Genomic DNA, 14,957 nt, shown 5'->3' with positions numbered 1-14,957 from the left:
CGCCGGCGGGGAGGCCCTATCCGAACCAGGGCTTCTCCGCCTTCGCCGTGGTCCCATCGTGCCCGGCGATGTTCAACCACGCGTCGACGTACTCCTTGAACGCGGTATCCCCACGCGGGAGCAGGTAGGCCTTCTGCGAGTAGTTGAATGGCTTGTCGGGGTGCACCGCGCAGAGCTCGGGGTGTTCGTTGGCCACCCAGCGGGTCTCCGAGGCGTCCGTGGTCATCACGTCGGCCTTGCCGTCGATGATCTGGTCGAAGATCGTGTTGTTGTCCTGGAACCCGATGATCTCTCCGCGCGGGTAGTGCTCCGCTGCGAACTTCTGGTTGGTGCCGCCGATGGGCGTGATGGAGCGGACCCCGGGCTGGTTGATCTCGGCGATCGTGTCGTACTTCTCGACGTCCTCACAGCGGGTGATCGGCGTCTTGCCCTCATCCAGGGTGGCCGTGGAGAAGGCCGCCTGCTGCGCCCGCTCCAACGAGATGGACACCCCGCCGACGGCGATGTCGCAGGAGGACAGGAAGTCGGGCATCAGGTCCTTCCACGTCGTGTCCACGAACTCCGCCTTCACCTCCAGGCGCTTCGCCAGATCGCGGGCCATGTCCACGTCCAGGCCCGAGTACTTCCCGGTCTTCGGGTCCTTGTAGGTGAACGGACGGTAGTCCCCGGTGGTGCAGACCTTCAGTACCCCGGCATCGTGGATGGAATCCAAGCGGGAGCCGGGAACGCCGCCGTCGTCCCCTGCTTGGCTTGCAGCCGGCCCAGGGGACGACGCCGGTGCCGCAGCTGGTGTCCCTCCTCCGGTGCAGGCGGTGGTGGCCACGGTCAAAAGGACGGCTACCGCCGCCAGTGGTGCGCGTTTCATCAAGGTGCTCCCCGGTAGGTGATGTGATCCAGTGCACCACCCTAGGGGCGATGGCGAAGATCGTGCTCCTTGACGACCACGGCTCCGCAGCAGATGATCGAGCAGGAACGGCCACACCCCAGATTTGTTAACGGAGGCAGCATGCGCGAGGTCAAGACGGGACTTTTCCAATCGGTCGACGGGGTCGTCGAATCACCGAACCTGTGGCAGTTCGACAGCTTCGACGACGAACTCGGTGCCGGGATGGGCACCATGATGACGCAGACCGACACGGTTCTGCTGGGTCGGCGCAGCTACGAGGAGTGGGCGGGGTACTGGCCGAATGCCGGGAAGGACGACCCGTTCGCGTCCTTCATCAACCCCGTGGAGAAGTTCGTTGCCTCCCGCACCCTCACCGGCGACCTGGAATGGCAGAACGCCACGCTCATCCAGGCCCCGCTGGAGGACTTCGTGCGTGATCTGCGCCAGTCCGACGGCGGGGACATCTCGGTCTGCGGGAGCATCTCGGTGGTGAGGCAGCTGCTGTTCGCCGGGTTGCTGGACTCGCTGCTGCTGATGGTCCACCCCGTCATCGCGGGGGCGGGAAAGCACCTGTTCGAAACCGGCGACCCGACCACGCGGCTGGTCCTGCAGGATTCCCAGCAGACGTCCAAGGGCAACATGCTGCTCAGCTACGGCCGCCACAGCGACTGAGCCGCCCCGGGGCAGCTAGCCGCGGCGTGGTGGTTCGATGACCTTGAACGAGGCGCCCGTCGGATCGGACAGCGAGGCAACGCGGCCGAACGGCGAGTCCTGCGCGGCATCGACGACGCTGGCGCCGAGTCCCGGGGCCTGCGTGACGGCCAGATCGGTATCGGCGACCTGGAAATAGACCTGCCAGGCAGCGGGGTAGCCGGAGTGCAGGAACGCGGTGGCGTCCAGGATGCCGGCGGTGGCCTCCCGTCCGGACCCGAGCGTCGCATAGCGGAACTCATCGGTATCGGACATCATCGAGGCGTCCCAGCCGAGGACCTCCCGGTAGAACGCCACGGTTTCAGCGAAGTGGCGTGCGTGGAGCTCATGCCAGGCGGGAGCCCCCGTTTCCCCGTGCAGGCGGAAACCGGTGTGGCCGCCGAACTCCCAGAGCCCGACGGAGGCGCCGGCGGGGTCCAGCAGCACGGCCATGCGCCCCTGCGCCGGGACGTCCATCGGCCCCATGAGCACCCTGCCGCCATGTCCGGGGGCGGCGGCCACTGTCGAGTCGATGTCCTCGACCCGCAGGTAGGTGGACCATCCGTCCGGGTAGCCGGCATCGCCGTCGTTCCTCATGATGCCGGCGACCGGCCGGCCGTCCTTCGAAGCGGTGATGTAGCCGCCGTAGGTCTCCTGGTCGCCGGCCTCGTAGGTCCAGCCGAAGAGCGTCGCGTAGAAGGACTGGGCGCGCTCGGGGTTCGACGTCATCAGGTCGATCCAGCACGGGGCGCCGGGGTGGAGGTCGGGTACGGGCATGGTGTCCTCCTGGGTGGCATGGCGGGACTCGGTGTGGTGATTCTATGCCCCCATGCAATGCTGGGCCCATGGATGAGCTGTGGGATGAACGGGTCGAGGCGTTCTGGGAGGCGGCCGACGACGCCGATCCGGATCGGGCGTTGCGGGACATGGCGGCGCTGGTGGCCGAGCGGCCCGACGGCGATCCGGCGGCCCTGTTCGAATGGGCCGGGGTCCACGACTACCTGGGGCTGGAAGCCCAGGCCGTGCCGTTGTACCGCAGGGCGCTGGAGGGCGGGCTCGACGGCATACGCCGGCCCCAGGCGGTGATCCAGCTGGCCAGTTCACTGCGCAACATCGGGCAGGCGGCTGAGGCCGTGGAACTGCTGGAGGCCATGGAGCCGGACGCCTCCGTGGGCAGTGCGCGCGAGGCGTTCCTGGCCCTGGCCCTGCACGACGCCGGCCGGGCCACCGAGGCGCTGACGGTTGCCCTGCTCGCGCTGCAGGACACGCTGCCGCTGTATGGGAAGGTGGTCGGCTTCTACGCCCGGGATTTGGCGGCCGCCCCGTCGACATGATGCCGGGCGCGCAGGCCATCCAGCCGTTGGCGTGTTGGGCGTTGGCCGGCCATCTGGTGGCCATGTGGAGTTCACGACGGCGCGCCAGACTTGATGGTGACCGCGCCATCATGCCCCAGGAGTCGCCCGCATGAGCATCACGATCGATCGCCCGCTGTCCTTCCGGACGGCCTCGACACGGCCCGGCGCTGCGTCCGCCGGAGCAGCCCCGCCGACGACGGGACCCGGCGCCATGATCGGGCCCGTCGCCGGACGGCTGCTGCACGTCATGTCGTACAACATCCGGTTCGACCGTGACGGGACGCGGCCCGGGGATCCGGACCACTGGCCGGCCCGTCGCCCGCTGCTCCGAGAACTCCTCGCACTCGAACAGCCCACGGTCCTCGGCGTCCAGGAGGCGCTGCATACCCAGCTGGATGCGGTCGCCGCGGGGCTCGGCCCGTCGTACGAAATGATCGGATACGGCCGCGACGGGGGCAACCTCGGCGAATACTCGTCCATTTTCTACGACTCCAGCCGGCTCACGCTCATCGAGTGGGACCAGACGTGGCTCTCGGACGCCCCCGGGGAGATCGGGTCGGCGACGTGGGGGAACGACGTCCCCCGGATCCTGGTGTGGGCGCGGTTCCTCGACACCACGACCGGGAAGGTGTTCATCCACATCAACACCCACTTCGACCATGAATCGGAACCGGCGCGGGTCAAGAGCGCCGCGGTCATCGTGGCGTTGGCCGAGCGGTTTGCCGGGTTGCCGGTCATCGTCACCGGCGACTTCAACGCCGTCGCCGGTGACTCCGGAGCGTATGCGGCACTGACGGGGCCGGGCGCCTTCGCCGACAGCTGGGAAACGACGCGGCGGTTGGCCTCCCGGGAGTGGGGGACGTTCCCCGGCTATGAGGACCCGGTGGACGCGGGCGGGCGGATCGACTGGATCCTCACGACCCCGGGGGCGGCGGTCCACCAGGTCGGCATCAACGTCTGGACCTGGGAGGGGCGCTATCCCTCCGACCATGCCCCAGTGCAGGCGGTCATCTCGCTGTAGGGGTCCACTGGGCCGTGGTGCCCACCACAGGGTTCTCCCATTCCGCCGGGTCGCCGGCGTGCCCCAACACGTCGGTGAGCCAATACGTGGTGTCGGGGTCCCACCCGGCCAGCAGGGTCTTGCCGACGGAGGCGGCCAACGGTCGTCCCGCGCTGGCGAGGTAGCCGGTCGACGTGAGGTGGACGCCGTCGTACTCCTGAGCCACTGCGGCGAAGTCGGGGATGAGCCACGTGGCATCGAATCCGGTGGTCTCGTAGGCCGACTTCCGCCACGTCTGCGTGACCTCCAAGGGATGCCGCTCCACGAGATCCACCCAGTCGTCCGGCCCCTGGATCTCCAGGACGCGCGCCCCGGCGGCGGGCGCCAACGGCCAGACCCGGGCGCGTTCCCACCCCAAACCGTCCTCGACCAGCAACAGACCCGCCGCGCCGAGGCCGGGAAGCGCGCGGCTGGTCTGGACCAGTTGCGACAGTGCGGGAGTCGACCACCAGGAGCTGGTGGGGCGCCTCTTCAACGAGCGCGGCCAACGGGAGGCGGCACGCTCCGATTCCACGGTCCGTTCGCGCCACCTGTCCACCCGGCCCGCCGCGCCGGTGAGCAGCGGTGCCGGCATATTGTGCTCATCGATCCACTGCACGGAACGTTGGGTGCCGGGGTCGATGGGGGAGTCCCACCAGGAGCGGCCGATCCGATCGGCCAGAGCCTGGGCAAGGGGCTCCAGGGCCTGCCGGACCTCCGGCGACTGGGCGAGTTCATCCTGGCCGTCGGGCGGTTGCCAGTAGGCGGCGTGGTCCACCGCATTCGCCAGGGCCATTAGCAGATCGTCGGCAGTGAGGCGGGAGATGGCGGACAGGGTCTCGTCGGAGGTGATGGTGGCACTGAATTCCCGGCGCAGACCGATGTTGCCGGGCTCCCGCGCGGCCAGGAGGTGCTGGGACCACAGCTCCTCGGACAGCGCGGTCACCGCATCCAGGCAGAACCGGCGGCCGCGGGGGCCGGCCAGAAGGTCGATGCTCGTCATTGATCGAGACTACCGAAGCCGCCTGCAGACAGCCGCCTGCAGACAGCTGGCTGCGAAGGCCGGCATCGAGACGCACATCGCTTGCGCATCGTGCTCTTGGTGGGGAGACGCAGCACCCGGTCCCGGGCCACGGGCTGGTCCACGGTCCCTCCGACGACCCCCTCTACGCGGCGACCCCGGGCCCTACCGTCCTGTGGCTCAAGGCTGTAGTTCGCTGGGAGGGCGGTGTCCACTCCTCAGGGAGGCTGATTCCAGCTTTTGTCGTTTCCATTGCCGAATGCTCAGCTTGACGATCGGGAGACCGTATCGGACTGTGGGTGTGCATCATTTCGGGTGGTGGAGAAACGGTCCCGAAATGCCGTGGGCGTGGTGCCCAGGTGCCTGGCGAAGGCTCTTCTGAGGGTTTCGTCGCTGCCGAAGCCGCTGAGCTGGGCCACGCGGGTGATGGAGTGCCCGTCGAAGATGAGTGTGCGGGCGGCATCGACACGGATTTCTTCGAGCCACCGTGCGGGGGTGGTTCCGGTTTCGGAGCGGAACACCCGGTTCAGGTGCCGGGGACTTACCCCGATTGCCGATGCCATCGAGGTCACCGTGTGCGATTCTGCAGGATCGGTGATCACGGATTCCATCAGTTTCCGGAGAAGTCCGATTTGCGGTGGCGGTCGGTGCAGAGCTGTCGAGAACTGGGTTTGTCCTCCCGGGCGCTGCATGAACATCACGAGTTCGCGAGCGACGTTCCGGGCAGTCTCTGATCCCAGGTCGTCCTCGACGATGGCCAGGGCCAGGTCCATGCCGGCGGTGATGCCGGCCGATGTCATGTAGCGGCCGTCCCGGACGTGGATGACGTCTGGTTCCACGGTAATACGTGGGTACCTGCTGGCGAGCTCGTCGCAGTGTCGCCAGTGTGTCGTTGCGCGGCGATTGTCAAGGTAGCCCAGCTCCGCCAACACGAAGGCTCCCGTGCACACCGATGCGATCCTGCGGGGATGGACTGCGAGAGCAGAGACGGCTGACAGGAGGTCGAGGTCGATTCTTTGGCCCGTGAGTTTCTCGCCTCCAGCCACGAGTAGTGTGTCGACCGGGTCGCTGTCAGCGGCCTTGGTTGTCCCAGCGATCTCGATCCCGGATGAGGTCCGAACCGACCCGCCGTAAGGCGAGATGAAGAAGAGTTCGTAGTAGAGGTGTGAGGGATCGGCCAGACGGAACACCTCGGCGGGGCCACTGGCGTCAAGGAGCGTCATCCCCTCGAAAACCACGAGGCCTACTCGCTGGGTCATGTCCTAATTTGTTGGGAAGTAGACAGGATAGACATGGATCAACCCTACGACACCTTGCCAGAATGGGAAGGGAACAGGCATGACGAGAATCGAGAAGGGTGCACAATGACTGAGACGATCGCTGGAATCACGATTCCGGACAGCACGATGGCCAAGGCTGCCACGGAGCTTGTCCGCGATGTTGCCCCGGAGCTGGTGTTCCATCATTCGCGACGGGTGTTCCTGTTCGGTTCGTTGCGAGGGCAGGAACAGGCCCTGGAGTACGATCCCGAACTGCTGTACGTCGGGGCGATGTTCCATGATCTCGGTCTGACGGATAAGTATCGGCGGACTGATCAGCGATTCGAGATCGATGCTGCCGATGAGGCGCGTCGGTTCCTCGGCGAGTACGGCATTGGCGAGGAAGCCGCGAACAAGGTGTGGGCGGCGATCGCCTTGCACACGACCCCGGAAATTCCGCTGCATATGGACCCGGAGATCGCGCTGGTCACGCGCGGCGTCGAGTTGGACGTGCTGGGCATCGGCTATGACGCGATCACCGATGACCAGCGCGCGTTTGTCGTGGAGGCGCACCCCCGGCCGGATTTCAAGAATCAGATCCTTGCCGCGTTCACGGAGGGGCTCAAGGACCGTCCGGAGACGACGTTCGGTAACGTCAAGGCCGATGTGCTGGAGCATTTCGTTCCGGGATTCAAGCGAGGGGACTTCGTCGAAGTCATCCGCGGATCTGCCTGGCCGGAGTATCGACGAACCTCCGGGTCCGAACGGCAGGCTCCACTGATTGGCGCAGGGAGCCAAGCGATGCAGGGGTCCAGTCACGCGGTCCACGCGCCGGATGCAGCGGCGCCGCCTCGAGGCATGCGCCAGCCCCCGCAACCCCTCCCGCCGATGGCATCGCTGCCATAGGCTGAACGCATGGCCATCATCTACCGCGCAGAGCTCACCCCCGGAATACGAGACGTCATCACCACCTGGCTCGCCAGCCAGTCCTGGTCGCAGGTGTCCGCCGACGACGACATCGAGCTGGTCGGTGCGTTCCGCTTCGATGACCCGGCCGAGCAGGTCGGCATCGAAACGCACATCGTCCGCCGCGCCGACGGCAGGATCCTGCAGGTCCCGTTGACCTATCGGGGTGCCCCGCTGGAGGGGGCCGAGCGGCATCTGGCCGCGGAAATGGAGCACTCGGTGCTCGGCCACCGCTGGGTCTACGATGCAACCGGCGACCCCGTCTACGCGGCCGCCCTGGCCTCGACCATCCTGCGCGGCCAGGCCGGTGCCGACCAGTTCCTCGATGTGGACGGGACCCTGGCACCGTTGCCGAGCACCGTCGTCGTGCACGGATTCGGCGATCCGGACACCGCCGAACCGGTGGTCACCACGGCCCAACCGACCACGGAGGACACCCCGGATGGCGGCGCCGTCGTGATCATCGGCACGGACGGACCGACGCTGGCCGTCTACCTCACCCCGCGCCCGGCACACGGCGACGAGGGCCAGCTGACCGGACGGTGGGACGGGCTCGGGGAGTCGGTGCTGCTGGCCGGCATCGTCTGAGGTGGCCGGGTGCGCCTCGGCGGGGCGGCGGGCCACGTAGGATTCGGGACATGACCACTCAGAGCGCGATTTTCGTGGATGCCGGATTCCTGCTGGCCATCGGCGGGCAGCACACCGCCGGCACATCGCTGCGCTCGGCCTTCCGGGTGGCGTACGAGCAGCTGGCCGAGGGCATTGCGGCGGTCGCCCGCGAGGACTGCGGGCTACCGCTGCTGCGCACCTACTGGTACGACGCCTCCCGTGACGGGCTGTTCACCGACCAGCACAAGCGCATCGGCATGGTCGACGGCGTGAAGGTCAGGCTGGGCCGCATCTCCTACAGCGGTGAGCAGAAGGGCGTGGACCTGCGCCTGGCGCTGGACCTGGTCGGCCTGGCCCGCAGCGGCTCCGTCTCCGTGGTCTACCTGGTCTCCGGCGACGACGATCTGGCCGAGGCCGTCGAGGAGGCCCAGGACCTCGGCGTGCAGGTCAAGCTCATCGGGCTGCGCAAACCCGAGACCCGGATCGGGCTGGCGTCGGTGGCCGAACACCTGGCCCTCTGCGTGGACGGCATCACCGACCTGCCGGCCGGACTGCTCGAATCAACCTTCACCCGATCGGTGACCACCGGCCCGCTGCCCGGTCCGGGAGTGCACACCCTGCAGGGCACGGCGGCGTCAGGCCCGGGTGCCCTGGTGGGTGCAGGCACGCCCTCGCCACTGCATCAGCCCCGGCCGATCCCCAGACCGTCCCCGGCTCATGTGGCGTCGATGACCGGGCAGCTGCCGCAGGTCCAGCCCGCGGACCGGCATCTGGTCTACTCCGCAGGACATGACGCCGCCGCCGCCACCTCGGGCCACCCCGAGGCGGGGGACAGCGCGCTGCTGCGCGCCGTCGGAGTGGTCGGGGCCAGCGTGGCGGACAACTGGTACGCCAACACCACCCAACGCGAGTTGACGGAGCTGCAGGCGGACCGTCCACTGTTGCCACCGGAAATCGACCGGGTGCTACTCAAGGACTGCGCCCAGCAGATCGGCGAATGGAAGACCGACATCCAGGTCGTCCGGCGGGCCCTGCGGGCTTCATTCTGGGACCGGCTCGACCAACTCACCTGAGGCACAGGACGCCGCATCATGACCCGACAGGAAACCACCGCCCGCTTTCGGGCCGACTATGGGGCGTTCACCATGGCCGTAGGGTGCGGGGTCGTATGGATCATGGCCGGGACGCCGGACAGCGCTGCCAGGAACTAGTTGATGGTCCTGTGGATCCTGGTGGCCTCCGGGGCGACCTGCTGCGGACTCAATGAGCGGTCCTCCGTGGCTCGCCGGGAATTGTTGGGCGGTGGCGGGTGACGTCCGGGGCCCCTCGGCTTCGGTTTCCTGGGATTGGCGTTCCAGAAAACTACCGAGCCTCAGGAGGCGCGCACCCCGTCCGCGTAGAGCTCGGCGGCCAAGTCGACCATGGCGCGGGTGCACTGGGATGGCTGCACCGCCTCCGGCCACACCAGAGAGACGTTGACGCTGCGGACGTCCTGGCGGATCGGCCGGACCACCAGTTCCCGGCCCTCATAGCTTTGGGCGCTCTCCGGTTGCTGGACCAGGACCGCGTAGCCCATGCCGCGGGCGACCAGTGAGCGGGTGACCTCGTAGTCGGTGGTGCGGAAGCGGATGCGGGGCTGGATCCCTGCGGTCGAATACATCATCATCGTGTTTTCCCGGCTGGGGTTCACATCCAGCAGGATCATCGGTTCGTCGGCCAGTTCGGCCAGCGAGATCGCGTCGCGGCCAGCCAGTGGGTGGTCCGCCGCCAGGACCAGGCTTGGTGTCGCGTCATAGAGCCGGAGCCGTTCCAACCCCGCCGGCAGTGACAGGTCGTAGGCGATGGCCAGGTCGATCCGACCGGAAACCAGCCGTTCCTGGACCTCCTGCTGGGAGCCGTCGAAGAAGTCCAGATCGACCAGCGGATAGCGCCGCGAGTACTCGTCGATGAGGCGCGCCAGCACGGTCGGGGCCAACGTCATGTAGCAGCCGAGCATGAGCGTGCCACGCAGTTCGCCCCCGGCATCGGCCGCGTGCAGGGACAGGTCCTCGGCGGCATGCAGCAGCCCGCGGGCCCGGTCCAGGACGTAGCTGCCCGAGGGGGTCATCGCGACCCCGTGTGCCTTGCGGCGGACCGTGAGCTGGGCACCGAAGACGCGCTCGAGTTCGTTGACGGCCCCGGCCACCGCGGAAGCGGACAGGTGCAGTGACTGGGCGGCCCCCGAAATGCTGCCGTGCTCGGCCACGGCGACGAAACATTCCAGCTGGCGCAGCGTATAGCGGGGCATCTGATACCTCGGTCAAAGTGTGGATATAGGGCTCTTTATTGCACTTTACCGTGCATATGCTGTCGCTCACACTGGAAGACAAGCCAGCCACCCGAACCACCAGGAGCCAGCATGACCGCCACCAGCAACGACGCCACGGCCACCGCCGGCTGCCCCTTCACCGGGGAACTGCCCACCGACCCGGCCCAACTGCAGGAGCTCATGTCCCAGGTACCCGCCAGCCACTCCACCGGAACGCCGGAACAGACCCGCGAGGCACCGGTCGCCGACTGGGTCACCATCGAGGACCTGGCCCGCGACCCGTTCCCCATCTACCGGCGCCTGCGCGAGGAGGCGTCCGTCCACTGGGTGCCGGCGGTGAACCGCTTCATGGTCACCACCTACGACGCCTGCCACGCCATCGAGCAGGACGAGGCCACCTTCTCGGCCGACGAGCGCGAATCGCTGATGAAGCGGGCGATGGGCCACTCGATGCTGCGCAAGGACAACCCCGAGCACCAGGTCGACCGCGACTCCTACGGCTCCACCCTGCGCCCCGGGACGATCAAGAAGCACTGGACCGGGATCTTCGAGGCCAACCACGATCGGTTCATGGGCGAGCTGAAGGCCAAGGGCCCGGGCGCCGACTTCATCTGGGACTACGCCGCCCCGTACGCCGCGGAAAACCTGCGCCTGGTCATGGGCTTCCACAACGCCTCCCAGCAGGACATGCAGCGGTGGAGCCAGACCATGATCAACGGCACCGGAAACTACGCCGACGACGACGCCGTCTGGGCCGAGAGCGAGGCCTCCTCCGCCGAGGTCGACACCGCCATCGACGAGATGCTGCCCTACCTGCGCGAGAACCCCGACCAGTCCCTGCTCTCCGGCCTGGCCTCGATGCCCATCCCGCTCGAGGCCATCCGCGCCAACCTGAAGATGACCATCGGCGGCGGCCTGAACGAACCCCGCGACGTCCTGGGCACCACGGTCTGGGCACTGCTGAACCATCCCGACCAGCTGGCCGCCGTGCTGGCGGACCCGTCCCTGCACGCCAAGGCGTTCGAGGAATCCGTCCGCTGGGTCGCCCCCATCGGCATGTACCCGCGCGAGGCGACCACCGACACCGTGCTCGGCGGCATCCAGCTGCACCGCGGGGACCGCCTCGGCGTCGTCCTCGGCGCCGCCAACCGCGACCCGGAGGTCTTCGAGGACCCCGAGGAATTCAACATCTTCCGCCCGAAGAAGCCGCACCTGGGCTTCGGTGGCGGCGTGCACTTCTGCGCCGGCACCTGGATTGCCCGCGCCCAGGTCGCCCAGGTCGCCATGCCCCGCGTGTTCGCCGAACTGCCCGGCCTGCGTCTGGATCCAAACAGCCCGTCGGTCAACGCCGGCTGGGTCTTCCGCGGCCTGGTCAAGATGCCCGTCCTCTGGGACTGACCCCCGCGACGTCCCCGAACCCCCAGCACCGGCACCACCCAGGAGAACCAGCATGCCCACCATCACCTATGTCCAACCCACGGGCGAGGAAACCACGCTCGACGTCGAGCAGGACACCACCCTCATGCGCGCCGCGGTGACCAACGGCGTCGAGGGGATCGTCGGCGAATGCGGAGGCCAGGCCATGTGCGCCACCTGCCACGTCTACGTCCGCCCAGAATTCGCCGACGCCCTGCCCGGGATCTCGGACGACGAGGAGGAGATGCTCGACTGCACCACCGCCGAGCGCACCGACCGCTCCCGCCTGGGCTGCCAGATCGCCGTCGGCACCGCCCAGGACGGCATCACCGTCGACGTCCCCTCGGACCAGGTGTAGCCATGGACGCCACCCGCGAAAGCGCGCCGTCGGCCGGAACGGTCATCATCGGCGGCGGCCAGGCCGGCCTGCAGGTCGCCGACTCGCTGCGCGCCGGCGGCTACACCGCACCGGTGACGATCATCGCCGACGAAACCGGTGCGCCCTACCAGCGTCCACCGCTGTCCAAGGACTTCCTGCTGCCCGGCAAGGACGCGGCACCGCTGCCCCTGCGCGGCCCCGCCTTCCTCGCCGACCACGACATCACCCTGCGCGCCGGCACACCCGCCACCGCCATCGACCGCACCGGGCGCAGCGTCGCCCTGGCCGACGGAACCGCCGTGCCCTACGAGCACCTGGTGCTCGCCACCGGTGCCCGCAACCGTTCCCTGGCCTGCCCCGGCGCCGAGCTGCCCGGCATCCACGGGCTGAAGACCCTGCACGACGCCGAGGCGCTGCACCTCGCGCTGCCCTGTGCCCGTGACGTCGTGGTCATCGGGGCCGGGTTCATCGGCCTGGAGTTCGCCGCGGCCGCCCGCGCCCACGGCGCCCGCGTCACCGTCCTGGAGTTCGCGCCCCGGCCGATGGGCCGGGCACTGACCCCGCTGATGGGCGACTGGTTCGCCGCCTCCCATGCGGCCCAGGGCGTGGACCTGCGCCTGGGCGAGGGCATCGCCTCCTTCACCGCAGGCGACGACGGACACGTCGCCGCCGCCGTCTCCACCACAGGCTCCAGCTACCCGGCCGACCTCGTGGTGGTGGGCATCGGCGTCGTGCCCAATGACTCGCTGGCAACCGACGCCGGGCTGGAGACCGGCAACGGGATCGTCGTCGATGGTGCCCTGCGCACCGCGGATCCGTCGATCCTCGCGGTCGGGGACTGCGCGAACTTCCCCAACGCGCACGCCGGGGCGCGCACCCGGCTGGAATCGGTGCAGAACGCCACCGACCAGGCCCGCCACGCCGCCGCCACCATCCTCGGTGCGGTCTCGGAGTACTCCGACGTGGCGTGGTTCTGGTCGACCCAGGGCGCCGTGCGGCTGCAGATTGCCGGGCTGTCCGCGCCGGGGGACGAGGCGACTGTCGTCGGCGATCCGGACTCCGGCAAATTCTCGGTGCTCTGCCACCGGGAAGGCCGGATGGTCGCCGTCGAATCCGTGAACTCCCCGGCGGACCACATCGCCGCCCGCAAGCTCATCGCCGCCGGGATCGGCCCCGATCCGCAAACGGCGACCGCCCCGGGATTCAGCCTCAAGGCCCATGCCCGGGCCGCGCTGGTGCCGGCCGCCGTCTGACGGCGTCGTCACGCCGTCACACAAACCACGGGCCCATGACCCCGGCCACGTAGGCAGCTTCACTGCATTTCAGGATCCACCAGGAGAAACCCATGCCAGTCCCCGCACCCATCCAGCCGCCCAAGGTGAACCAACGACGCGTCGCCATGGCCACGCTGGTCGGGACCACCATTGAGTGGTACGACTTCTTCATCTACGCCACGGCCGCCGGCCTGGTCTTCGCCCACCTGTTCTTCGAGCCGGCCGGTGAATCGATCGGCCTGCTGCTGGCCTTCGCCTCCGTGGGCATCAGCTTCCTATTCCGCCCGCTCGGCGCGTTCCTGGCCGGGCACTTCGGCGACAAGATCGGCCGCCGCCCGATGCTGGTGATCACGCTCATCCTCATGGGTGCCTCCACCACCCTGATCGGCGTGCTGCCGTCCTTCGAGACCGCAGGCCTGTTGGCCCCCATCCTGTTGCTGCTGCTGCGCATCCTGCAGGGCATCTCCGCCGGCGGCGAGTGGGGCGGTGCCGTGCTGATGGCCGTCGAGCACGCCCCACGTGAACGCCGCGGCCGTGCTGGCGCGGTCCCGCAGCTCGGTGTCCCGCTGGGCATGCTGCTGGCGTCGGGCATCACCGCGATCATGACCGGTTGGATTTCCCCGGGGGAGGCCTTCCTGGCTTGGGGCTGGCGCATCCCGTTCCTGCTCAGCGTCGTCCTGGTCGGGGTGGGCTACGTCGTGCGCCGCGCCGTGGACGAGTCCCCGATCTTCCTGGAGATCGCCGCGCGCAAGCAGCAGACCAAGGTCCCCGTCGTCGAGCTCTTCCGCAAGCACTGGCTGCTGGTGATCCTCGCCGCACTGGTCTTCGCCGGCAACAACGCTGCCGGCTACATGGCCACCGGCGGTTTCATCCCCAGCTACGCCTCGGGCCCGGCCGTGGGCCTGGAGCGCACCGACGTGCTGCTGGCGATCACGTTCGCCGCCGCCACCTGGTTCATCTTCACGTTCCTGGCGGGATACCTCTCCGATGCGATCGGCCGCAAGCGCACCTATCTGATCGGCTTCACCTGCCAGGCGCTCATGGTCTTCCCGCTGTTCTGGATGATCAACACCGGTTCGCTGCCCCTGCTCTACCTGGCGCTGGGCCTGTTCACTATCGGCTTGGGGCTCAGCTACGGCCCGCAGGCCTCCTGGTACAGCGAGATCTTCCCGGCCAGCGTCCGCTTCTCCGGAGTCTCCATCTCCTACGCCCTTGGGGCGATCGTCGGCGGGGCCTTCGCACCCACCATCGCCCAGGCACTCGTCAACGCCACCGGCAGCAGCGTCGCGGTCTCGGCCTACCTGCTGGGCATGACGGCCATCTCACTGGTTGCCGTCTCCCTGTTGCGCGACCGTAAGGGCATCGACCTGTCGATGGACAACCAGGCGGAGCAGGAAGTCGGGGCGACGATCTTCGATGCGCGCCGCAACGCGGCCTTCGTGCCGGTCGGTTCCGCGACGCCCACCACCACGATCCAAGGCTGACCGGGCCAGCCACATGCCAACAGATCCCTGGCAAATTTGCCGGGGATCTGTTGAGCGTTCAGGGCAACGGGGACGTATTCCTCCACGGGTGTCTGAACGGAGAGATGCGTTGGAGCCCTGTTCCCCTCTGCGGCGGCCACTTCGCTCGTCCAGAGCCCCAGCGGGCTGCGCCACACCGCGGCAGCCAGTCCCGCGAACGACGCGAAATACAGCAGCCCCGAGACCAGGGTGGCCCACGCGGTGAAGTTCGTCCCGACGAATTCGACGAGCA

15 protein-coding genes are annotated in these 14,957 nt (G+C 68.3%); 10 read left to right on the top strand and 5 right to left on the bottom strand.

The window, feature by feature from the left end; translation table 11 throughout:
- Positions 1–16: 16 nt before the first annotated feature.
- On the bottom strand, positions 17–865 hold the full coding sequence (locus tag AC1MEQ_RS09355) for a transporter substrate-binding domain-containing protein (protein WP_479790105.1): 849 nt from the start codon (positions 863–865) through the stop codon (positions 17–19).
- A 141-nt stretch (positions 866–1,006) separates the two neighbouring features.
- Between AC1MEQ_RS09355 and AC1MEQ_RS09350 the strand changes: the two genes are divergently transcribed.
- Positions 1,007–1,558, top strand: a complete 552-nt coding sequence (locus tag AC1MEQ_RS09350; RefSeq protein ID WP_479790103.1) for a dihydrofolate reductase family protein — start codon at positions 1,007–1,009, stop codon at positions 1,556–1,558.
- Between the two features lie 15 nt (positions 1,559–1,573).
- On the opposite strand, the gene AC1MEQ_RS09345 is transcribed toward AC1MEQ_RS09350, so the two are convergent.
- The gene (locus AC1MEQ_RS09345) at positions 1,574–2,353 is read right to left on the bottom strand and encodes a VOC family protein (protein ID WP_479790101.1); all 780 of its coding nucleotides are present in this window, start codon (positions 2,351–2,353) and stop codon (positions 1,574–1,576) included.
- Positions 2,354–2,421: 68 nt separating this feature from the next.
- Between AC1MEQ_RS09345 and AC1MEQ_RS09340 the strand changes: the two genes are divergently transcribed.
- Both AC1MEQ_RS09340 and AC1MEQ_RS09335 read left to right on the top strand, forming a co-directional pair.
- Entirely contained in the window at positions 2,422–2,910 is a 489-nt protein-coding gene (locus tag AC1MEQ_RS09340) for a tetratricopeptide repeat protein (RefSeq protein ID WP_479790099.1), read from the top strand.
- Positions 2,911–3,040: 130 nt separating this feature from the next.
- Positions 3,041–3,952 carry an endonuclease/exonuclease/phosphatase family protein gene (locus tag AC1MEQ_RS09335; RefSeq protein ID WP_479790097.1) on the top strand — a complete coding sequence of 304 codons (912 nt, stop codon included), beginning with the start codon at positions 3,041–3,043 and terminating at the stop codon, positions 3,950–3,952.
- On the opposite strand, the gene AC1MEQ_RS09330 is transcribed toward AC1MEQ_RS09335, so the two are convergent.
- Together AC1MEQ_RS09330 and AC1MEQ_RS09325 are read right to left on the bottom strand one after the other, a co-directional pair.
- Positions 3,939–4,973, bottom strand: a complete 1,035-nt coding sequence (locus AC1MEQ_RS09330) for a hypothetical protein (RefSeq protein ID WP_479790095.1) — start codon at positions 4,971–4,973, stop codon at positions 3,939–3,941. The two genes, AC1MEQ_RS09335 and AC1MEQ_RS09330, sit on opposite strands and share 14 nt — an antisense overlap.
- Before the next feature lie 281 nt (positions 4,974–5,254).
- Positions 5,255–6,250 (bottom strand): GlxA family transcriptional regulator, encoded by a 996-nt coding sequence (locus AC1MEQ_RS09325; protein ID WP_479790093.1) that lies wholly within the window; start codon positions 6,248–6,250, stop codon positions 5,255–5,257.
- A 105-nt stretch (positions 6,251–6,355) separates the two neighbouring features.
- Here AC1MEQ_RS09325 and AC1MEQ_RS09320 point away from each other — a divergent pair, with 105 nt between their 5' ends.
- The 3 genes from AC1MEQ_RS09320 to AC1MEQ_RS09310 are packed head-to-tail and all read left to right on the top strand — an operon-like array spanning position 6,356 to position 8,898.
- Entirely contained in the window at positions 6,356–7,156 is an 801-nt protein-coding gene (locus tag AC1MEQ_RS09320) for an HD domain-containing protein (RefSeq protein WP_479790091.1), read from the top strand.
- A gap of 9 nt (positions 7,157–7,165) precedes the next feature.
- Positions 7,166–7,804, top strand: a complete 639-nt coding sequence (locus AC1MEQ_RS09315) for a CG0192-related protein (RefSeq protein ID WP_479790090.1) — start codon at positions 7,166–7,168, stop codon at positions 7,802–7,804.
- A gap of 50 nt (positions 7,805–7,854) precedes the next feature.
- Positions 7,855–8,898, top strand: coding sequence for an NYN domain-containing protein (locus tag AC1MEQ_RS09310; protein ID WP_479790088.1), 1,044 nt, complete (start codon positions 7,855–7,857; stop codon positions 8,896–8,898).
- Positions 8,899–9,197: 299 nt separating this feature from the next.
- Here the strand turns inward: AC1MEQ_RS09310 and AC1MEQ_RS09305 are convergent, their stop codons facing one another.
- Positions 9,198–10,112 carry a LysR family transcriptional regulator gene (locus tag AC1MEQ_RS09305; protein WP_479790086.1) on the bottom strand — a complete coding sequence of 305 codons (915 nt, stop codon included), beginning with the start codon at positions 10,110–10,112 and terminating at the stop codon, positions 9,198–9,200.
- A 111-nt stretch (positions 10,113–10,223) separates the two neighbouring features.
- Between AC1MEQ_RS09305 and AC1MEQ_RS09300 the strand changes: the two genes are divergently transcribed.
- The 4 genes from AC1MEQ_RS09300 to AC1MEQ_RS09285 all read left to right on the top strand — a co-directional run bounded on the left by AC1MEQ_RS09300 (position 10,224) and on the right by AC1MEQ_RS09285 (position 14,686).
- Complete coding sequence (locus AC1MEQ_RS09300) at positions 10,224–11,531, top strand: cytochrome P450 (protein WP_479790084.1); 1,308 nt, start codon at positions 10,224–10,226, stop codon at positions 11,529–11,531.
- Positions 11,532–11,583: 52 nt separating this feature from the next.
- On the top strand, positions 11,584–11,907 hold the full coding sequence (locus tag AC1MEQ_RS09295) for a 2Fe-2S iron-sulfur cluster-binding protein (protein ID WP_479790083.1): 324 nt from the start codon (positions 11,584–11,586) through the stop codon (positions 11,905–11,907).
- A 2-nt stretch (positions 11,908–11,909) separates the two neighbouring features.
- Positions 11,910–13,181 carry an NAD(P)/FAD-dependent oxidoreductase gene (locus AC1MEQ_RS09290; protein WP_479790081.1) on the top strand — a complete coding sequence of 424 codons (1,272 nt, stop codon included), beginning with the start codon at positions 11,910–11,912 and terminating at the stop codon, positions 13,179–13,181.
- 92 nt (positions 13,182–13,273) lie between these two features.
- Positions 13,274–14,686: an MFS transporter gene (locus tag AC1MEQ_RS09285; protein ID WP_479795983.1), complete on the top strand. Its 1,413-nt coding sequence runs from the start codon at positions 13,274–13,276 to the stop codon at positions 14,684–14,686.
- Positions 14,687–14,957: the final 271 nt, after the last annotated feature.

It is taken from the genome of Arthrobacter sp. ASL1, assembly GCF_056680475.1.
Note: the sequence above shows the minus strand (reverse complement) of the source record. Positions and strands in the feature narration are given on the sequence as shown.